This window comes from Ensifer canadensis, assembly GCF_017488845.2.
In the GTDB taxonomy this organism is placed as follows: domain Bacteria; phylum Pseudomonadota; class Alphaproteobacteria; order Rhizobiales; family Rhizobiaceae; genus Ensifer; species Ensifer canadensis.
This window is the reverse complement of the sequence record NZ_CP083371.1, coordinates 379,877-396,059: the sequence shown is the minus strand read 5'-3', so window position 1 is coordinate 396,059 and position 16,183 is coordinate 379,877. Positions and strand designations below refer to the sequence as shown.

11 protein-coding genes and 1 pseudogene are annotated in these 16,183 nt (G+C 62.4%); 9 read left to right on the top strand and 3 right to left on the bottom strand.

Annotated features, from left to right (window positions below):
* Positions 1-26: 26 nt before the first annotated feature.
* The 6 genes from J3R84_RS21465 (at position 27) to chrA (ending at position 9,996) form a co-directional block, all read left to right on the top strand.
* Positions 27-887, top strand: coding sequence for a shikimate dehydrogenase (locus J3R84_RS21465; RefSeq protein ID WP_203527748.1), 861 nt, complete (start codon positions 27-29; stop codon positions 885-887).
* Between the two features lie 25 nt (positions 888-912).
* Positions 913-2,799, top strand: coding sequence for a bifunctional sugar phosphate isomerase/epimerase/4-hydroxyphenylpyruvate dioxygenase family protein (locus J3R84_RS21460; protein WP_203527746.1), 1,887 nt, complete (start codon positions 913-915; stop codon positions 2,797-2,799).
* 309 nt (positions 2,800-3,108) lie between these two features.
* A complete protein-coding gene (locus tag J3R84_RS21455) occupies positions 3,109-4,215 on the top strand; it encodes an efflux RND transporter periplasmic adaptor subunit (protein WP_025429388.1) in 1,107 nt (368 codons plus the stop codon).
* 2 nt (positions 4,216-4,217) lie between these two features.
* Complete coding sequence (locus tag J3R84_RS21450) at positions 4,218-7,451, top strand: efflux RND transporter permease subunit (protein ID WP_203527744.1); 3,234 nt, start codon at positions 4,218-4,220, stop codon at positions 7,449-7,451.
* Positions 7,452-7,766: 315 nt separating this feature from the next.
* A complete protein-coding gene (locus tag J3R84_RS21445; protein WP_057209961.1) occupies positions 7,767-8,588 on the top strand; it encodes a chromate resistance protein ChrB domain-containing protein in 822 nt (273 codons plus the stop codon).
* Position 8,589: 1 nt separating this feature from the next.
* Complete coding sequence (gene chrA / locus J3R84_RS21440) at positions 8,590-9,996, top strand: chromate efflux transporter (protein WP_203527741.1); 1,407 nt, start codon at positions 8,590-8,592, stop codon at positions 9,994-9,996.
* Positions 9,997-10,052: 56 nt separating this feature from the next.
* Here chrA and J3R84_RS21435 read toward each other — a convergent pair whose 3' ends face one another.
* A complete protein-coding gene (locus J3R84_RS21435) occupies positions 10,053-10,406 on the bottom strand; it encodes a winged helix-turn-helix transcriptional regulator (RefSeq protein ID WP_113569254.1) in 354 nt (117 codons plus the stop codon).
* A gap of 100 nt (positions 10,407-10,506) precedes the next feature.
* On the opposite strand from J3R84_RS21435, the gene J3R84_RS21430 reads away from it, so the two are divergent.
* From J3R84_RS21430 to J3R84_RS21420, 3 genes and pseudogenes are all read left to right on the top strand, one after another.
* Positions 10,507-11,520 carry a zinc-binding alcohol dehydrogenase family protein gene (locus J3R84_RS21430; RefSeq protein WP_057212848.1) on the top strand — a complete coding sequence of 338 codons (1,014 nt, stop codon included), beginning with the start codon at positions 10,507-10,509 and terminating at the stop codon, positions 11,518-11,520.
* A 227-nt stretch (positions 11,521-11,747) separates the two neighbouring features.
* Positions 11,748-12,050: pseudogene (locus tag J3R84_RS21425) on the top strand (putative quinol monooxygenase).
* 257 nt (positions 12,051-12,307) lie between these two features.
* On the top strand, positions 12,308-12,592 hold the full coding sequence (locus J3R84_RS21420) for a DUF6894 family protein (RefSeq protein WP_025429395.1): 285 nt from the start codon (positions 12,308-12,310) through the stop codon (positions 12,590-12,592).
* A gap of 205 nt (positions 12,593-12,797) precedes the next feature.
* Here J3R84_RS21420 and J3R84_RS21415 read toward each other — a convergent pair whose 3' ends face one another.
* Positions 12,798-15,119 (bottom strand): TonB-dependent receptor, encoded by a 2,322-nt coding sequence (locus tag J3R84_RS21415; RefSeq protein ID WP_057212852.1) that lies wholly within the window; start codon positions 15,117-15,119, stop codon positions 12,798-12,800.
* A 106-nt stretch (positions 15,120-15,225) separates the two neighbouring features.
* Positions 15,226-16,164: a FecR family protein gene (locus tag J3R84_RS21410; protein ID WP_057212854.1), complete on the bottom strand. Its 939-nt coding sequence runs from the start codon at positions 16,162-16,164 to the stop codon at positions 15,226-15,228.
* Positions 16,165-16,183 lie beyond the last annotated feature (19 nt).

The window sequence follows — 16,183 nt, the reverse complement described above, 5'->3', positions numbered from 1 at the left end:
CCAACCGATTGATGAAAGCCGTCGAGATGACTGAGACCCTTCTGAAACCGTTGAAAGCCGGATTGATCGGCGCCGGCATTCAAGCCTCGCTCACACCGGCCATGCATATGCGCGAAGGTGCGGCACAGGGCCTTACCTATGAGTACGAGCTGATCGACCTGACGCAGCGCGGCGCGAGCCCGGACGACCTGCCGCAGTTGCTGCGGGAGGCCGAACAGCGGGGCCTTTGCGGATTGAACATCACGCACCCGTGCAAGCAACTGGTCATTCCCTTTCTCGACGAGCTGTCCGACGAGGCCCGAGATCTCGGTGCTGTGAACACCGTCGTGCTCAAGGCGGGTCGCCGCATCGGCCACAACACCGACTGGTGGGGATTTGCCGAAGGCTTTCGCCGCGGTCTGCCCGGAGTAGCGCTGTCGCACGCGGTGCAACTCGGCGCCGGCGGCGCCGGCGTTGCGACAGCCTACGCGATCCTATCGATGGGGCTAACTTCACTGACGGTGTTCGACCGGGAGATCGAGCGCGCAGAAGCACTGGTATCCAGCATGTCGCCGCTGTTTCCACAAGCACACATTGTTGCCGGCACCGACCTTCCATCCGCTATGAGAGCAGCGGACGGTTTGCTCCATGCTACGCCAACCGGGATGGCGAAATATCCCGGCCTGCCACTTCCAGCCGAACTGCTCGAACCACATCATTGGGTGGCGGAAGTCGTCTATTTCCCGCTGGAAACCGAACTGCTGACTGAGGCCAGGCGGCGCGGCTGCAAGACGCTCGACGGCGGCGGCATGGCGGTGTTTCAGGCGGTCGGCGCCTTTCGTCTGTTTACCGGGCGCGAGCCGGATGCGGCCCGCATGCTTGCCCATTTCTGGGCCCTGACCGCCTGACGACAGGGCATCGAAGGAGACACGCATGAAAACCTCGATCGCGACCGTCTCTCTGAGCGGCGACCTGCGCAGCAAGCTGGAGGCGATAGCAAAGGCCGGCTTCGATGGCGTCGAGATCTTCGAGAACGATTTTCTGGTTTTCGATGAAAGTCCGCGCCAGGTCGGCCAGATGGTGCGCGACCATGGCCTGGAGATTTCTCTGTTCCAGCCGTTCCGCGATTTCGAGGGCATGCCGGAGCCGCTCAGAAGCAGGACGTTCGACCGTGCGGAACGCAAATTCGACCTGATGCAGGAGATGGGAACCGACCTGGTGCTCGTCTGCTCCAATGTCTCTCCCGCCGCACTCGGCGGTCTTGACCGGGCTGCCGCCGATTTTCGCGAACTGGGGGAAAGGGCGGCCAGGCGGGACTTGCGGGTCGGATACGAAGCGCTCGCCTGGGGACGCCACATCAACGACCACCGCGATGCCTGGGAGGTGGTGCGCCGGGCCGACCATGCCAATGTCGGCCTCATTCTCGATAGTTTTCACACGCTGGCGCGCAAGATCGACGTCAACTCCATCCGCTCCATACCCAAGGAGAAGATCTTCATCATCCAGCTGGCGGACGCGCCGCTGATCGATATGGACCTGCTCTATTGGAGCCGGCATTTCCGCAACATGCCGGGTGAAGGCGACCTGCCCGTTCTCGAGTTCATGCGGGCGGTGGCCGCCACCGGCTATGACGGCTATCTGTCGCTCGAGATCTTCAACGATCAGTTTCGCGGCGGCTCGGCGACGGCGATCTCGGTCGACGGCCAGCGTTCGCTGCTCTATCTCGGCGACCAAGTGCGGCGGACTGAGCCCGACATTGCCCTCCCCGTTCCCGAAATGCCGCCTCGATCAGGCGTCGAGGGCATTGCCTTCATCGAATTCACCATCGACGAAAGCGAAGCACCGCAATTCGAGGCGCTGATCCGCACACTCGGCTTCCGCAGGGCCGCTCGTCACAAGACGAAAAGCGTCACCGTCTTTCAGCAGGGCGATATCAGGCTGGTGATCAACACGGAAAGCCGCGGCTTTGCCAACTCTTCTTACCTGGTTCACGGCACTTCGGCCTATGCGATGGGCCTGCTCGTCGACGATGCCCGGGCCACGCACCGGCGGGCGCTGGCGCTCGGCGCCGAGACCTTCGCCCAGCCGGTGGACGAGGGCGAGATCGAGATGCCAGCCGTTCACGGGGTCGGCGGCGGCATCGTCTACTTCCTCGATCGCCACAGTGACCTCGGCAGCATATGGGACGTCGAGTTCGATCCGGTCGACGACCTCAGCGCGACCTCGGCCGGGTTGTCATCGATCGACCACATCGCCCAGACGATGCACTACGACGAACTGCTGACGTGGCTGCTCTTCTATACCTCGCTGCTGGAAGCCCATAAGACCCCGCTTGTCGACATCATCGACCCCTCGGGCATCGTGCGCAGCCAGGTGGTAGAGAACGCCGCCGGATCCCTGCGCATCACAATGAATGGCGCCGAGAACCGCAACACGCTTGCCGGTCGTTTCATCGCCGATACGTTCGGCTCCGGCATCCAGCATCTGGCCTTCAAGACAGACGATATCTTCAGGACTGCAGACGTGCTTGCGGCGGGCGGCTTTGTCTCGCTGGCGATCTCGCCCAATTATTACGACGACCTCGAAGCCCGCTTCGGGCTCGATCCGCATTTCACCGAGCGGCTGAAGGCGCACAACATCCTCTACGACAAGGACGAGCGCGGCGAGTATTTCCAACTCTACAGCCCGACCTTCTCTGGCGGGTTCTTCTTCGAGATCGTCGAGCGGCGCGGATACCGCGGCTATGGCGCGGCAAACGCGATCTTCCGGATCGCAGCACTTCGCAAGTTTCTGGAGCCGGCCGACATGCCGCGCGCATAAGCGTCAGGCATGCGCCGGGCGTGCGCGCCGCGGGATGCGTCGCACCCTAGGGATGCGTTCGCAGCGTTCGCACCCTGGGGATTGACAATCCCGGCAGATCGCGGCGCCGCCTCGTCGATCTTCGGCATCAAACGCCACATGCTGCCAGGCGGCGCTCACGGTTTGCGCATCGCGCTACCTTGCGTCGAAAGCCGACGTAACAGTTACAGAAAGGCGATTTACTCTTCAAAGGCAGAGCTTTCCTGACTAGTGTGCGGTTGAGCAGACCACGTGGGACTGAACCTGGCCTTGTTGCTGAAAGGACGTGACATGACCGTGCCGAAAGTCGCCTTCTCTGTCTTTTCCTTCCTTCTGGCAATCACATTCAGTTTGTCGCCCGCTCACGCGCAGCAGGCGCCGGCCGTGGTCGTGGCGCCCGCCAGGATCGTCGACCTGCGTGAAAGCGTCGATCTGACGGGCCGCGTCGTCGCGACCCAGAAGGTCGACATCCGCGCACGCGTCGCCGGTTTCCTGGAGGCGGTCGATTTCAAGGAAGGGCAGACGGTAACGGCCGGGACCATGCTCTATCAGGTCGAGGACGGCGCCTATCGGGCGGCGGTACAGGAAATAGAGGGTTCGATCCAGGCGGCCGAGGCCCAGCGCGATCTTGCCGTGCTCGAACGAGACCGTGCCAAGCAGCTGATCACAAGCAATACGATCTCCCAGGCCAAGGTCGATACCGCTAACGCCGAAGTCAAGAAGGCGGAGGCGGAACTCGTACGGCTCAAGGGCAGCAAGCAGAGCGCCGACCTCAACCTCTCCTATACCAGGATTACCGCCCCCTTCGACGGCGTGCTGGGCCTGACGACCGCCGATGTCGGCGCACTGGTCGGCCCGGATACCGGGCCGCTTGTCACGTTGACGCGGCTCGATCCGATCTATGTCGTCTTTCCGGTGTCCACCTCGCTGCTCCTGACCTACCGGGAGCGGGTGCAGAAGGGCGAGATGCCCGGCGGCGCCAATGTCGCGCTGACCTTGCCCAACGGTACCGAATATCCGCTGAAAGGCACCATCGACTTCATCGCCAGCAACGTCGCGCAAGGAACCGACACCGTGACAGTGCGCGCGCAGTTCGACAACCCGAACTCCCTGCTGCTCGACGGCACCCTCGTGCGCGTTATCCTTGAGCAGTCCGACAAGCAGGACGTTCTGGCGGTACCTGAGCAGGCGGTCCAGCGCGACCAGCAGGGCGCCTTCGTCATGGTGGTCGATGCTGCCTCCAAGGTCGAGCTGCGCCGCATCGACGTTTCGCGCTCCGCTCGCGGCCTTTCCGTGGTGAGCAAGGGGCTCAAGGAAGGCGAAAACGTCATCACCGAAGGTGTCGGCAAGGTCAGACCGGGCATCGTCGTTGACGCAGCGGCGGCGACGGGTGGCTGAGCATGATCTCCGAAATCTTCATCGATCGCCCGCGTTTTGCTGCCGTCATCTCGATCGTCCTCACGCTGGCGGGCCTGATCGCGCTCACCCGGCTGCCGATCGCGCAGTTTCCCGACATCGTGCCGCCACAGGTGAGCGTCACCGCAAGCTACCCCGGCGCCGGCGCCGAGGTGGTCGAAACAACAGTCGCCCAGCCGATCGAGAGCAAGATCGTCGGCGTCGACGACATGCTCTACATGAAGTCGACGAGCGGCGCTGACGGTTCCTACACGCTCACCGTCACATTTGCCGTCGGCACGGACCCCGATATCGCCACCGTCAACGTGCAGAACCGCGTGTCGCTTGCCGAGGCCGGGCTACCGGCGGAGGTCAAGCAGACCGGCGTCAGCGTGCGCAAGAAATCATCTGCCCTGATGCAGGTGATCACCATCTACGGCAAGGACGACAGTTTCGATTCGCTGTTTCTGTCCAACTACGCCACGATCAACCTGATGGACACGGTCAAGCGGGTTCCGGGCGTCGGGGATGCCTCGCTGTTCGGCGCCAAAGACTATGCCATGCGCATCGTGCTGGACATCGACCGCCTGACCAATCTCAGTCTGACGCCGACCGATGTGATCAACGCGCTGAAGGCGCAGAACGTCCAGGCGGCAATCGGCCGGATCGGCGCGCAGCCGATGACCGACGATCCGCTGTTTCAGCTCAACCTGCAGACCCAGGGACGTCTGACCGACCCCGCCCAGTTCGAGAACGTGGTCCTGAGGGCCGAGCCGGACGGGTCCTTCGTGCGCATCCGCGATATTGCCAAAGTCGAACTGGGTGCCGCGAGCTCCGATTCGAGCGCCCGCTTCAACGGCAAGCCGGTTGCGATGATCGGCACCTACCAGGCACCGGGAGCCAATGCGCTTGCGGCCGCCGAAGGCGTCAAGCAGGCGATGGAGCGCCTTTCCCAGTCGTTTCCTGACGGACTGACCTATTCCGTCTCCTACGATACGACCCAGTTCGTCGAGGCGAGCGTCGAGAATGTTGTACATACGCTGCTGGAAGCGTTCGTACTCGTCATCATTGTCGTCTTCCTGTTCCTCGGCAATGTCAGGGCGACATTGATCCCGCTCGTCGCCGTGCCCGTCGCGCTGATCGGCACCTTCGCGATCATCCTTGCCATGGGCTTTTCGCTCAACACGGTCTCGCTGTTGGCGATGGTTCTGGCGATCGGCATCGTCGTCGACGACGCGATCGTGGTGGTCGAGAACATCGAGCGCGTGATGGAGGAGAACCCAGGCATGCAGGCGCCCGAGGCGGCGCGTCTCGCCATGGGCGAGATCACCGGGGCGATCGTCGCCATCACGCTCGTCTTGCTGTCGGTATTCGTTCCCGTCGCATTCATTCCGGGATTGAGCGGGCAACTGTTCCAGCAGTTTGCCGTGGCCGTATCCGTGTCGATGGTGATCTCCGCCATCAATGCGCTGACCTTGAGCCCTGCACTTTGCTCCATCCTGCTGAAGCCGCATCACGGGCCGAAGCGCGGCGTCCTCGGCTGGCTCTCGCGGCGGATCGATAACGGTCGCGATGGCTATGTCCATGTCGCCGGGCATATCGCCCGTCGGGCGATCCTCGGCATCCTGCTCCTGGCCGTCGCAATCGGCGCCAGCGGCTGGCTTTTCCGTGTCGTGCCGACCGGCTTCCTGCCAAGCGAAGACCAGGGCGCCTACTTCACCGAAATAAGGCTGCCGGAGGGCGCGTCCTACAACCGCACGGATGCGGTTGTGCGCGACGTCGAAAAGATGCTCGGCGGCATCGATGGTGTCGCCGATGTCATTACGGTTACCGGCTACAGCTTCCTCGATGGCCTGGCCAAATCGAACAGCGCCTTTGCCATCGTCACGATGAAGCCGTTCGCCGAGCGGACCAGCGCGGCCAGCTCAGTCGATGCGGCGATCGCAACAACCATGGCCAAAGGCACGGCCGTCCGCGGCGCGCAGATCTTCGCGTTCAACCTGCCGCCGATCATGGGCCTCGGCACGGGGTCGGGCTTCGAATACCAGCTGCTCGACCTGCAGGGCCGCCCGCCCGCAGAGCTCGCTGCAACCGCCGGCGGCCTGATCGTCGCCGCCAATCAAAATCCGCTGCTTGGCCCCACCTTCACCACCTATTCCGCAAGCTCGCCGCAGCTCTATCTCGATCTCGATCGGGATCGCCTGCAGGCGCTCGGCGTATCCGTGAGCGACCTTTTCAACACCCTGCAGGGAACGCTCGGGTCCTATTACGTCAACGACTTCAACCTCTTCGGACGAAGCTGGAAGGTCAATCTGCAGGCGGCCGAAGCCGACCGCAGTTCGGTCGACGACATCTCGCGTCTGCACGTCCGCAACGCGTCCGGTGGCATGGTCCCGGTCGCCTCGGTCGCGCGCGTCGAATACGTCATCGGCCCGCAGTCGATCGTGCGGTACAACAACTATCGCTCGATCACGCTCAATGGGCAGCCCGCCCCTGGCGTATCGTCTGGCGAGGCGCTCGCCGCGATGGAAGCCCTGTCGGCAACGACCCTGCCAGCGGGCTACAGCTACGAGTGGACCGGCACAGCCTTGCAGGAGCTTGAAGCGGCGGGACAGACGACGGCTATCCTCGCGCTTGCGGTGCTGTTTGCCTATCTGTTCCTCGTCGCGCTCTACGAAAGCTGGACGATCCCGGTCCCTGTGTTGCTGTCGGTGGCCGTTGGCGTCGCGGGCGCCCTGGTCTCGGTTCTCGTGGCGGGCCTGTCGTTCGACATCTACGCCCAGATCGGCCTCGTCGTGCTGATCGCACTCGCCTCCAAGAACGCGATCCTGATCGTCGAATTCGCCAAATTCCATCGCGAGAAGGGTGCTGGCATCGTCGAGGCCGCGGTCGAAGGCGCACGCGCCCGCTTCCGCGCGGTGATGATGACGAGCTTCGCCTTCATCGTCGGCCTCGTCCCTCTGGTCACGGCGCAAGGGGCAGGCATGCTGAGCCGGCGGGCCGTCGGCACGGGGGTCGCGGGTGGCATGCTTGCGGCCTCGCTGATCGGGATCTTCATCATCCCTGCCCTCTATGTCGTGTTTCAATCGTTGCGCGAGCGCGGCCATCGGCTTGCCGGTCTTTCGACCACAGGCGGGGTGCACGCACCGGCAACGACGAGCGATACCGAGGCCAAGCATGTTTCCGCGGAGGACGGCGAACAAGCGCGCCCGGCCACAATCGAGCAAGGCAGTCCCTAGAGCGTTTCCGGTTTAAGCGGAGTCGTAGAAACGCTATATCTCTTTGTTTTTACGCATTTCCTGACGGAAAACCGCTTCGCACTTTTCCTGGAAATGCTCTAGAGGGAGGGCCGGTTCAGCAACAGGCTGAGATAAAGGCGCCTGCACGCGGCCGCGGATGACACGGCGGTCGTCAATCCCCCCCCCGGTGCACCGTACAACTGCTTGACAGCCTGCGCGAAACAGCGGAAAAATATCACCATGGGGTCGCGATCACCCCACGAGGCGACAGCCGAAGTATCGCGTCCATTCAACCGCTCAGACGGAGGACGCGTTATGCCGTCACCTCTTGAAATTTCCCCGGACAAACTTGCCCGCCTCATTGGTACTCCCAAATGTCCCGCGCTGATCGATGTCAGGATCGGCGAGGATTTCGATGCCGATCCGCGCTTGATCCCTGGATCGCTCCGGCGCGACTACCGGCTCGTTGAGAACTGGGGCAACGACTTCGCGGGACGATCCGCCGTCATCATCTGCCAGCGCGGCAAGAAGCTGAGCCACGGGGTCGCCGCCTGGCTGCGGCACGCGGGAATTCCGGCCGATGTCCTGGAAGGCGGCTTTGAGGCCTGGGTCGAAGCCGGCTATCCGGCCGTGCCCGTCTCGGCCCTGCCGAAACGTCAGACGGACCGACACACGCTCTGGGTCACGCGCGCGCGCCCGAAGATCGACCGCATCGCCTGCCCCTGGCTTATTCGGCGCTTCGTCGATCCAAACGCCGTCTTCCTGTTCGTGGCACCCGCCGAAGTCGAAGCTGTCGCGGACCGCTTCGACGCCACGCCCTTTGACATCGACGCCCCGATCCGTTGGAGTCATCGGGGCGACCTCTGCACCTTCGACGTGATGGTCGAGGAATTCGGATTGGCAACGGAGCCGATGCTGCAGCTGGCAACCATCGTGCGGGGCGCAGACACCTCGCGCCTCGATCTCGCTCCAGAGGCCGCCGGCCTGCTTGCGGTTTCGCTCGGGCTCTCCCGCATGTATGCAGACGATCATGAGCAGTTGCAGGCAGGCATGCTGCTCTACGATGCCTTCTACCGCTGGTGCCGCGATGCGACCGGTGAAACGCACAACTGGCCCACGCCGAAAAAGGGTGCATGAAATGACCGATGTCGTTCACACCGCCGACGCCAGCAAGGCGTCGGCGCCCCATGGCCACGGCATCTCGCTTGCGGAAGCGTTCTGGGTCTGGGTTCGGATCGCGGGCTTAAGCTTCGGCGGCCCGGCGGGCCAGATCGCGGTGATGCATCGCATCCTCGTCGACGAGAAACGCTGGATCGGCGAGCACCGTTTCCTGCATGCGCTCAATTACTGCATGCTGTTGCCCGGTCCGGAGGCGCAGCAGCTGGCAATCTACATCGGCTGGCTGATGCATCGCACCGTCGGGGGCCTCATCGCCGGCATATTGTTCGTGCTTCCGGGCTTCCTTGCCATCCTGGCCTTGAGCTACGTCTATGCCGCCTTTGGCAATGTCAGCGTGATCGAAGGACTGTTCTTCGGGTTGAAGGCGGCCGTGCTTGCCGTCGTCGTCCAGGCGGTTTTCCGCATCGGCAGCCGGGCGCTGAGAAACAGGCTGATGATCGGTATCGCGGCGATAGCCTTTGTCGCGATCTTCTTCTTCCGCGTCCCATTCCCGCTGATCATCCTGACGGCCGGCATTGCCGGCTACATCGGCGGACGCCTGGGCTCGCCGCTCTTTCGCATCGGCGGCGGCCACGGCAAAACAACCGGGCCGATCCTCAAGGACGAGGATTCGGCCCTGGGTGAACAAACACCGATCCACGCCCGCCCCAACCTCGCCTGGTCGATGAAGGTGTCCGCGGTGTTTCTCGCCCTATGGCTCGCGCCACTGGCGCTGCTGTTTGCGCTCGTCGGGCCGGACAGTGTCTTCACCGAAATCGGATGGTTCTTCAGCAAGATGGCGGTCGTCACCTTCGGGGGTGCCTATGCTGTGCTCGCCTATGTCGCGCAGGAGGCCGTGCAATATTACGGCTGGCTCAAACCAGGCGAGATGCTCGATGGTCTCGGCATGGCGGAAACAACGCCTGGCCCCCTGATCATGGTCGTCCAGTTCGTCGGCTTCATGGGCGCCTATCGCGACCCCGGCACGCTTTCTCCGATGACGGCAGCGACGCTGGGCGCAATGCTGACGACGTGGGTGACCTTCGTGCCCTGCTTCCTCTGGATTTTCCTCGGGGCGCCCTTCATCGAGAAGCTGAGGGGCAATGTCGCGCTGACCGGCGCCATGTCGGCCATCACTGCTGCGGTCGTCGGCGTCATCCTCAACCTTGCGGTCTGGTTCGGCCTTCACACGTTGTTTTCGCAGGTCGTCCCGTGGAGCGTCGGCAGCCTTGCGCTCGATGTGCCTGTCCTGAGCTCGCTGGTGTTGCCGTCACTCTTGCTGACGCTTGCGGCGGCGCTGGCGATCTTCCGCTTCAACACCTCGGTGATCGCGACATTGTTGGCTTCGGCACTCGCCGGCATGATGTGGGTGCTTGTCACTGCATAGGGTCGTGGCGTGGGACACCGTGGAAACCTGTGAGTATGGCCCTCCCGTTGCGGCAATCAGGCCGCAACACTCCCGGTCGACGGCATGTTGGCGTCCCCCCAGGTCTTGAGCGCAAGGATGACCGGCTCCAGCGTGCGGCCACGTTCCGAGAGATCATAGTCGACCCTGGGCGGAACCTGGGCGAACACCTTGCGCGTGATCAGGCCGTCGGCCTCCAACTCGCGCAACTGTTTCGTCAGCATGCGCTGGGTAACGTTCGGCAGCTTCCGGCGGATTTCGTTGAAGCGCATGGTGCCCGACATCAGGTGGTAGAGAACGACACCCTTCCACTTGCCGTCGATCAGGCTGAGCGTCGCTTCGACGGCACATCCCGGACTGCAGTCGAAACGATCGTGGCGTGTGCGTCCCATCCAATGGTATCCTTTTCGACACTATGGGCTTTTTATGTGCGTTCTTGCGATCGTGCAGCATAGTGCGCATCTTGGCCACGTTCAACCGATGGAGCATTCAATGCGAGCCGTAGCCTACCAAATCCCCCAACCGATCGAAGCCGAAACGTCGCTGGTCGATATCGACCTGCAGCGCCCGGAACCCGAGGGCCGGGACATCCTCGTCGAAGTCAAGGCGATCTCGGTCAATCCGGTCGACACGAAGATCCGCCGCGGAGTGAAGCCCGAACCCGGACAGTGGAAGGTGCTCGGCTGGGATGCCGCGGGTGTGGTCAGCGCCGTCGGGCCGAATGCGTCCTTCTTCAAGCCGGGCGACGAAGTCTTCTATGCAGGCGCCATCAACCGCTCCGGCACCAACGCCGAATTTCATCTGGTCGACGAGCGTATCGTCGGCAGAAAGCCGAGGTCGGTGGATTTTTCTGCCGCCGCCGCCCTGCCGCTGACTTCGATCACCGCATGGGAAATGCTGTTCGATCGTCTTGACGTCACCCGCCCGGTCGCAGGCGCTGCAAATGCGATCGTCATCATCGGCGGCGCCGGTGGCGTCGGCTCGATCGCGATACAGATCGCACGAGCGATGACGGACCTCACTGTCATCGCCACTGCGTCTCGCCCCGAAACGGTAGAATGGGTAAAATCGCTCGGCGCCCATCACGTTGTCGATCACCGGCAGCCGCTTGCTGCACAAATCGAAGCCCTCGGGCTTGGCCAGCCGGGCTTCGTGTTCTCGACGACCAATACCGGCGATCACCTTGATCAGATCGTCGAACTGATCGCGCCCCAGGGACGTTTCGGCCTGATCGACGACCCCAAGCAACTCGACGCGCTTCCACTCAAGCGCAAAAGCATCTCGCTGCATTGGGAGCTGATGTTCACACGCTCGCTGTTTGCGACCGCCGATATCGAGAAACAGAATGTCCTCTTGAACAGAGTGTCGGATCTGGTCGACGCAGGCAAGATCAAGTCCACGCTCAACGAGCATTTCGGGACGATCAATGCCGCCAACCTGAAGCGCGCGCACGCGGTAATCGAGTCCGGTAGGGCCAAGGGCAAGATCGTGCTCTCCGGTTTTTAGACGAGCGGGCGAAGCGCCGCCTTCCTCTTTCGCAAAAGCATGATGCCTGCTGCGAAGCCGCCCCATCGGGGCGGCCACGGCCGGCGTGTGTGCGCAAAAGATCAAAAGAGGTCATGGGGAGGAGGCTCCCTCGACGACCGTACTTGCCGCCTGCTCCAGACCCGACGCCATCCCGCCAACCGAGCCTCTCGCGCCGCCAGGCGTCCCTATCCACAAGGATTGCAATGATGACACATTCCGCCGAGAAGGTGATTTCCTTGGCAATACTGCCGCAGAACCCGGCAAACGCGACGCATTGCGTGAGGGGCTGCTCGCCCTGATCGAGCCGACCCGCAACGAGCCCGGCTGCCTCGACTACGTCCTGTTCGAAATGCAGGAAGAGCCGGGCACGTTCTACAGAAGCGTTCACCGACAGGGCCGCCCTCGACGCCCATTTTCAGACGCCACACTTCCAGGCTTTCGCAGCGACGGCGGACGACCTGCTCACCCGCCCTCTGCAACTGGTGTTTCTCAACCAGATTTCCGGCTGACGAAATCGAAGTCTCGCCCTGACGGATGCGCTTTTCCACGCCGGTGCAAGCGTTTCCGCATTCGGCAACAGCCCGCTTTTCCCCCAAGCGCAGTCGGCTATCACCGCTGGCGATTACCCACCGGCCGGAGATCGAATTGCACGCAAAGGCGTGTCACGCGTCGGTCACGCGCAAACAGATAAGAGGCGTGTTACTACAACCATACCCGAAGCGGCGCGAGTGTTTGTCGTCAATCGCCGTATGGTTTGAGCAAGATCATGCAACGCTATCTTTTTCACATCCACCTGGCAGGCGTTACCAGCCGCGACAAAGTCGGCACCCTGCTTGCCAACGATAGCCAGGCCGTCGAACACGGCCGCCTGGTGGCGGACGAAATCGCTGAGGAGGATGACTATCATGGCGTCATCGTCGCGGTAGAGAATGCCGAGGGTCGGCTTTTGGCGCGGCTGACGGCTTCCAGAGCGATGCCTCCCTGGCTGATCGCGAGATCGAAGTTCGAGCATGCCTGGGCGGAAATGAGCATCGATTTCAGTAAATTGTAATGTAACAGCAAGATTTCAGCACGAAAACTATAGGCATCTGGCTACAGCGCCGCGCGTCTTATTAGACGCGCAAAGGTCGCTGTAGCACTTTGAATTGCTGCATGTTTTTATCCCTAAATCAAAGACGATTTAAGGAAACATGCGGTGGGCAACTCGCCGGCAAGGTGGAAGAGGCATCGATGATGCCTCTTCCTTCGATGTCATCTCAGAATGTCGCCTTGGCACTCAGGATGAAGGAGCGGCCGGGTTCATAGAGTGGCGTGACGGTGCCGAATTCCTGACCGTAGGTGGCGCGCTCTGAGTAGGTCTCGTCGAAGATGTTGTTGATCTCGGCGCGCAGGGTCAGATTGCTGTGGCTCGGCGGCTGATACTCGACGAAGGTGTTGAAAACCTTGTAGCCCTCAAGAGGCGGGGTGCCGGCGGCAACATCGTCATTGTCGAGTGCGATCTCGACATCGCCGCCGATGGTGACACCCCAATCGATGAAGCTGTGCGCGGCCAGGAGCGTGATGAACTGACCGGCCGGGGCCGCCAGATAGATACCGGTGTCGGAGTCGGCCGGCTTGCCGTCGATCGAGACATCGATATTGGCGTATTTGACCTTGAAGTAACCGTCGCCCCAGTCGTATCCGGCACCGAGCTCGAAGCCCTTCGAGCGCACATCATGGTTCTCGATGGCCCTGGCGACCGCGTATTTGGCTGTGCGAGCGTCGTCGATATCTGTGTGGAAGAGGCTGCCTTCCACGGTGAAACCGTCATGCTTGGCGACAAGGCCGAAGGCATAATTGTCGGCCGTTATTGGCTCCGGGCCGGTTCCATAGTTCCAGTTCGGGTTCATGATGAAGTTTTCGGCAAGCGGGACGCCGGCCCAGACGTGGGAGTAGCCGGCTTTGGCCGTCAGCAGGTCCTCGATCAGATCATATTCGCCGGAGACGTTGCCGCTGAAACCGGCATTGTCCCACTTCTCATTTGTGGTGCCGGTGAACCATTGCTGGTCGCCACGCATGCCGAAGGAAAGCCGGGTGCGTTCCCAGGGTTCGAGCCGCGCCTGCGCATAGATGCCGACATTGCGCGCGCGCTCGGTCGAGGCATCGAAGCGATCTTCGAGTTCGGCCTTGTCGTTGTAGAAATCGACGCCTGCGGTGATGCTGCCGATATCGAAGCTGAACTTGTTTTCGAACTTGCCGTTGAAGCTGCCGGTTTCGCCGGCGCCGGGATAGGGGACCGATATCGTGCTTGGCGGCACCGGGCGAGGAAAGATCGGGATCTCTAGCCGCGTCGAGCTGTAGGCCAACACCACGGTTGGATCCCACCAATCCTCAGGCGTGCTGTCGGTATAGGAGAAGACCGTGTTCTGCCGGTCGAGCGTATAGTCGCGCACGCGCGGTTCCCACGGCGGGCGGCCCGAGATGAAGCCGGTATTGGCGCGGAACGGGCGCGGGGCGTCGTCGTAGACGCGTTCATGGCTGATCTCGAAACGATCACCACTCTCGAACTCGTATGCCACCTTGCCGAGCCCGCTCAGGAGATCGGTGCGCGTTCCCTCGACGATGCTGCCGTTGCCGGATTTGAACTCGTCCCCCTTGGCAAAATTGAAGTAGCCGAGAAATTCGAGCCCCTCCTGCATGCCGTAGGCGGAGATTCCGGTCTGGAAGGTTTTGCTGTTGAAGTTGTAGTTGGAGCTGACGAAGCCGCCATAGCCGTCGCCGTCGAGCAGGTCGCGGGCATCCTTCGTTTCATAGGCAATGGCGCCGCCGAGCGCGCCTGGTCCTACATCCGCAGGCGCGATGCCGGCATCGACGCGCACGGCCTTCAGCAGGCTCGGATCGATGAGGTTGGTTGCGTTGTGATGGAAGACCTTGTTGTTCTGGCGGCCGCCATCCATGGTAACGGCGAGATTGTTTTCCTCGATGCCGTGAACATAGACCTTCTGCGACATCGGCAGCGAGCTACCAACCTCGATCCCTGGCTCGCCGCGGAAGACGTCGGCGATATTCGCAGGGTTGAGAAGTTCGAGCTCCTTCTGGCTGATGACGATTTCACCGACGCCAGTGGCGTCCCCGAATACCGAAATCGGATCAAGCGCCGTAGAGCCGTCGGCCGGCGCCACTGCCGCGCCGCCACCGACCGCCCCTGTCCCGATCACGGCCGTTCGCCCGCCGGAGATGCGATACTCGATGCCCGTGCCGGAAAGCAGCCGTGCAAGCGCCTCCTCCGGCGCGTAGGAACCGACGACCGCCTTGGACATGACGCCACGGGACACCGAAGCGGCAAGCGTCACCTGCAGGCCCGATTGCCGGCCAAAGACGTTGAGCGCGTCGGCAAGCGGTTGTGCCGGCACGTTGAAGCTGCGAGCGGCACTCTCTTGTGCCGGTGCATCCTGCGCAAATGCCGAGCTCGGCCAGTTCAGCGACGAGGCCAGGCAAATCGCCATTGCCGTCGTTGCCATCAGCCGTCCCATCGGACGCCCGCCGTCGCCGCCCCAATTCAAACGACGGGATCCCTTGCGGCCTTGCGATATGCACATCGTAGTCTCATCTCCTTGAATTGCGCTCCGTTGCCGAGCGCTTTCCAACAATGACGAGGACCCCAGTTTTTTTTCTCAGAAAAATTGAATTTTATTGTCAGGATTTTCAGTATTGCGTCAGGACGCGACCATAGGTCGAAAAGGTGCGGACGCGGCCGCCATAGGGTTCGACCAGCGCCTTCAGCGCACCGTCCGGATCATGAAGATCATACAGACCGGTGACCTTGAGACCCGCGAGCTTTCGGTCCGGCACCGCTATCCACGCCGAGTGGTAACGTTGAAGCTGCTCGGCGACCGCACTGATGGACGCATCCTTGACGAAGATCCGGCCGCTGCGCCAGGCGGCGACCTGATCGGGCTGGATGATGTTGCGGGTAACCGCGCCGTCGCTCGCAGTCACGACAGCCATCTCGCCCGGAAGCAGCCTGAAGTCCGACGTTTCCCTGGCGTCCTCGACCGAGACCTGAACGACGCCTCTTTCCAGCTCGACGGTCGTTTCCCCTCCCGCAAGCCGAACGTCGAAGGCGGTACCGACGACCAGAACCGTGACGCCTCCGGCCTCCACCGTAAAGGGCCGCGCCGGATTATGCGCGACATCGAAAAACGCCTCACCGGAAAGCAACGTGACGTGGCGCCCGGCGGCGGTCATCTCCGTCTTGATGGCACTGTCGCCGCCAAGCTCGATGAGCGTTCCATCCTCCAGCGTCACTCTGGCATTCTGGCCGGTGGCGGTGATGTGATCCGCCTGAAGTCGGATCAGCAGCGACGGGCCGGCAAGGACGAGGAATAGGGTCGCGGCAATGGCAGCGACTGCGCTCATGACCGGGCGGCGCCAACGACGCCTGGTGCTCGAAATGACGTTGGCGCGCGCCGCGCCTGCCCACAGATGTTCATGGGCCGGAGCCGCTTCCCCCATCAACTGCCAGGTCCTCAACGCATATTGCCAGCCCCGCTGATGATCATCAGAGCGATGCAACCACCGCTGGAAGTCGGCGGTGAGCTCGGGACAATTCGGCTCACCCTTCAGCCGCAGAAACCAGTCCATGGCTTCTTCCAGTGTAGCG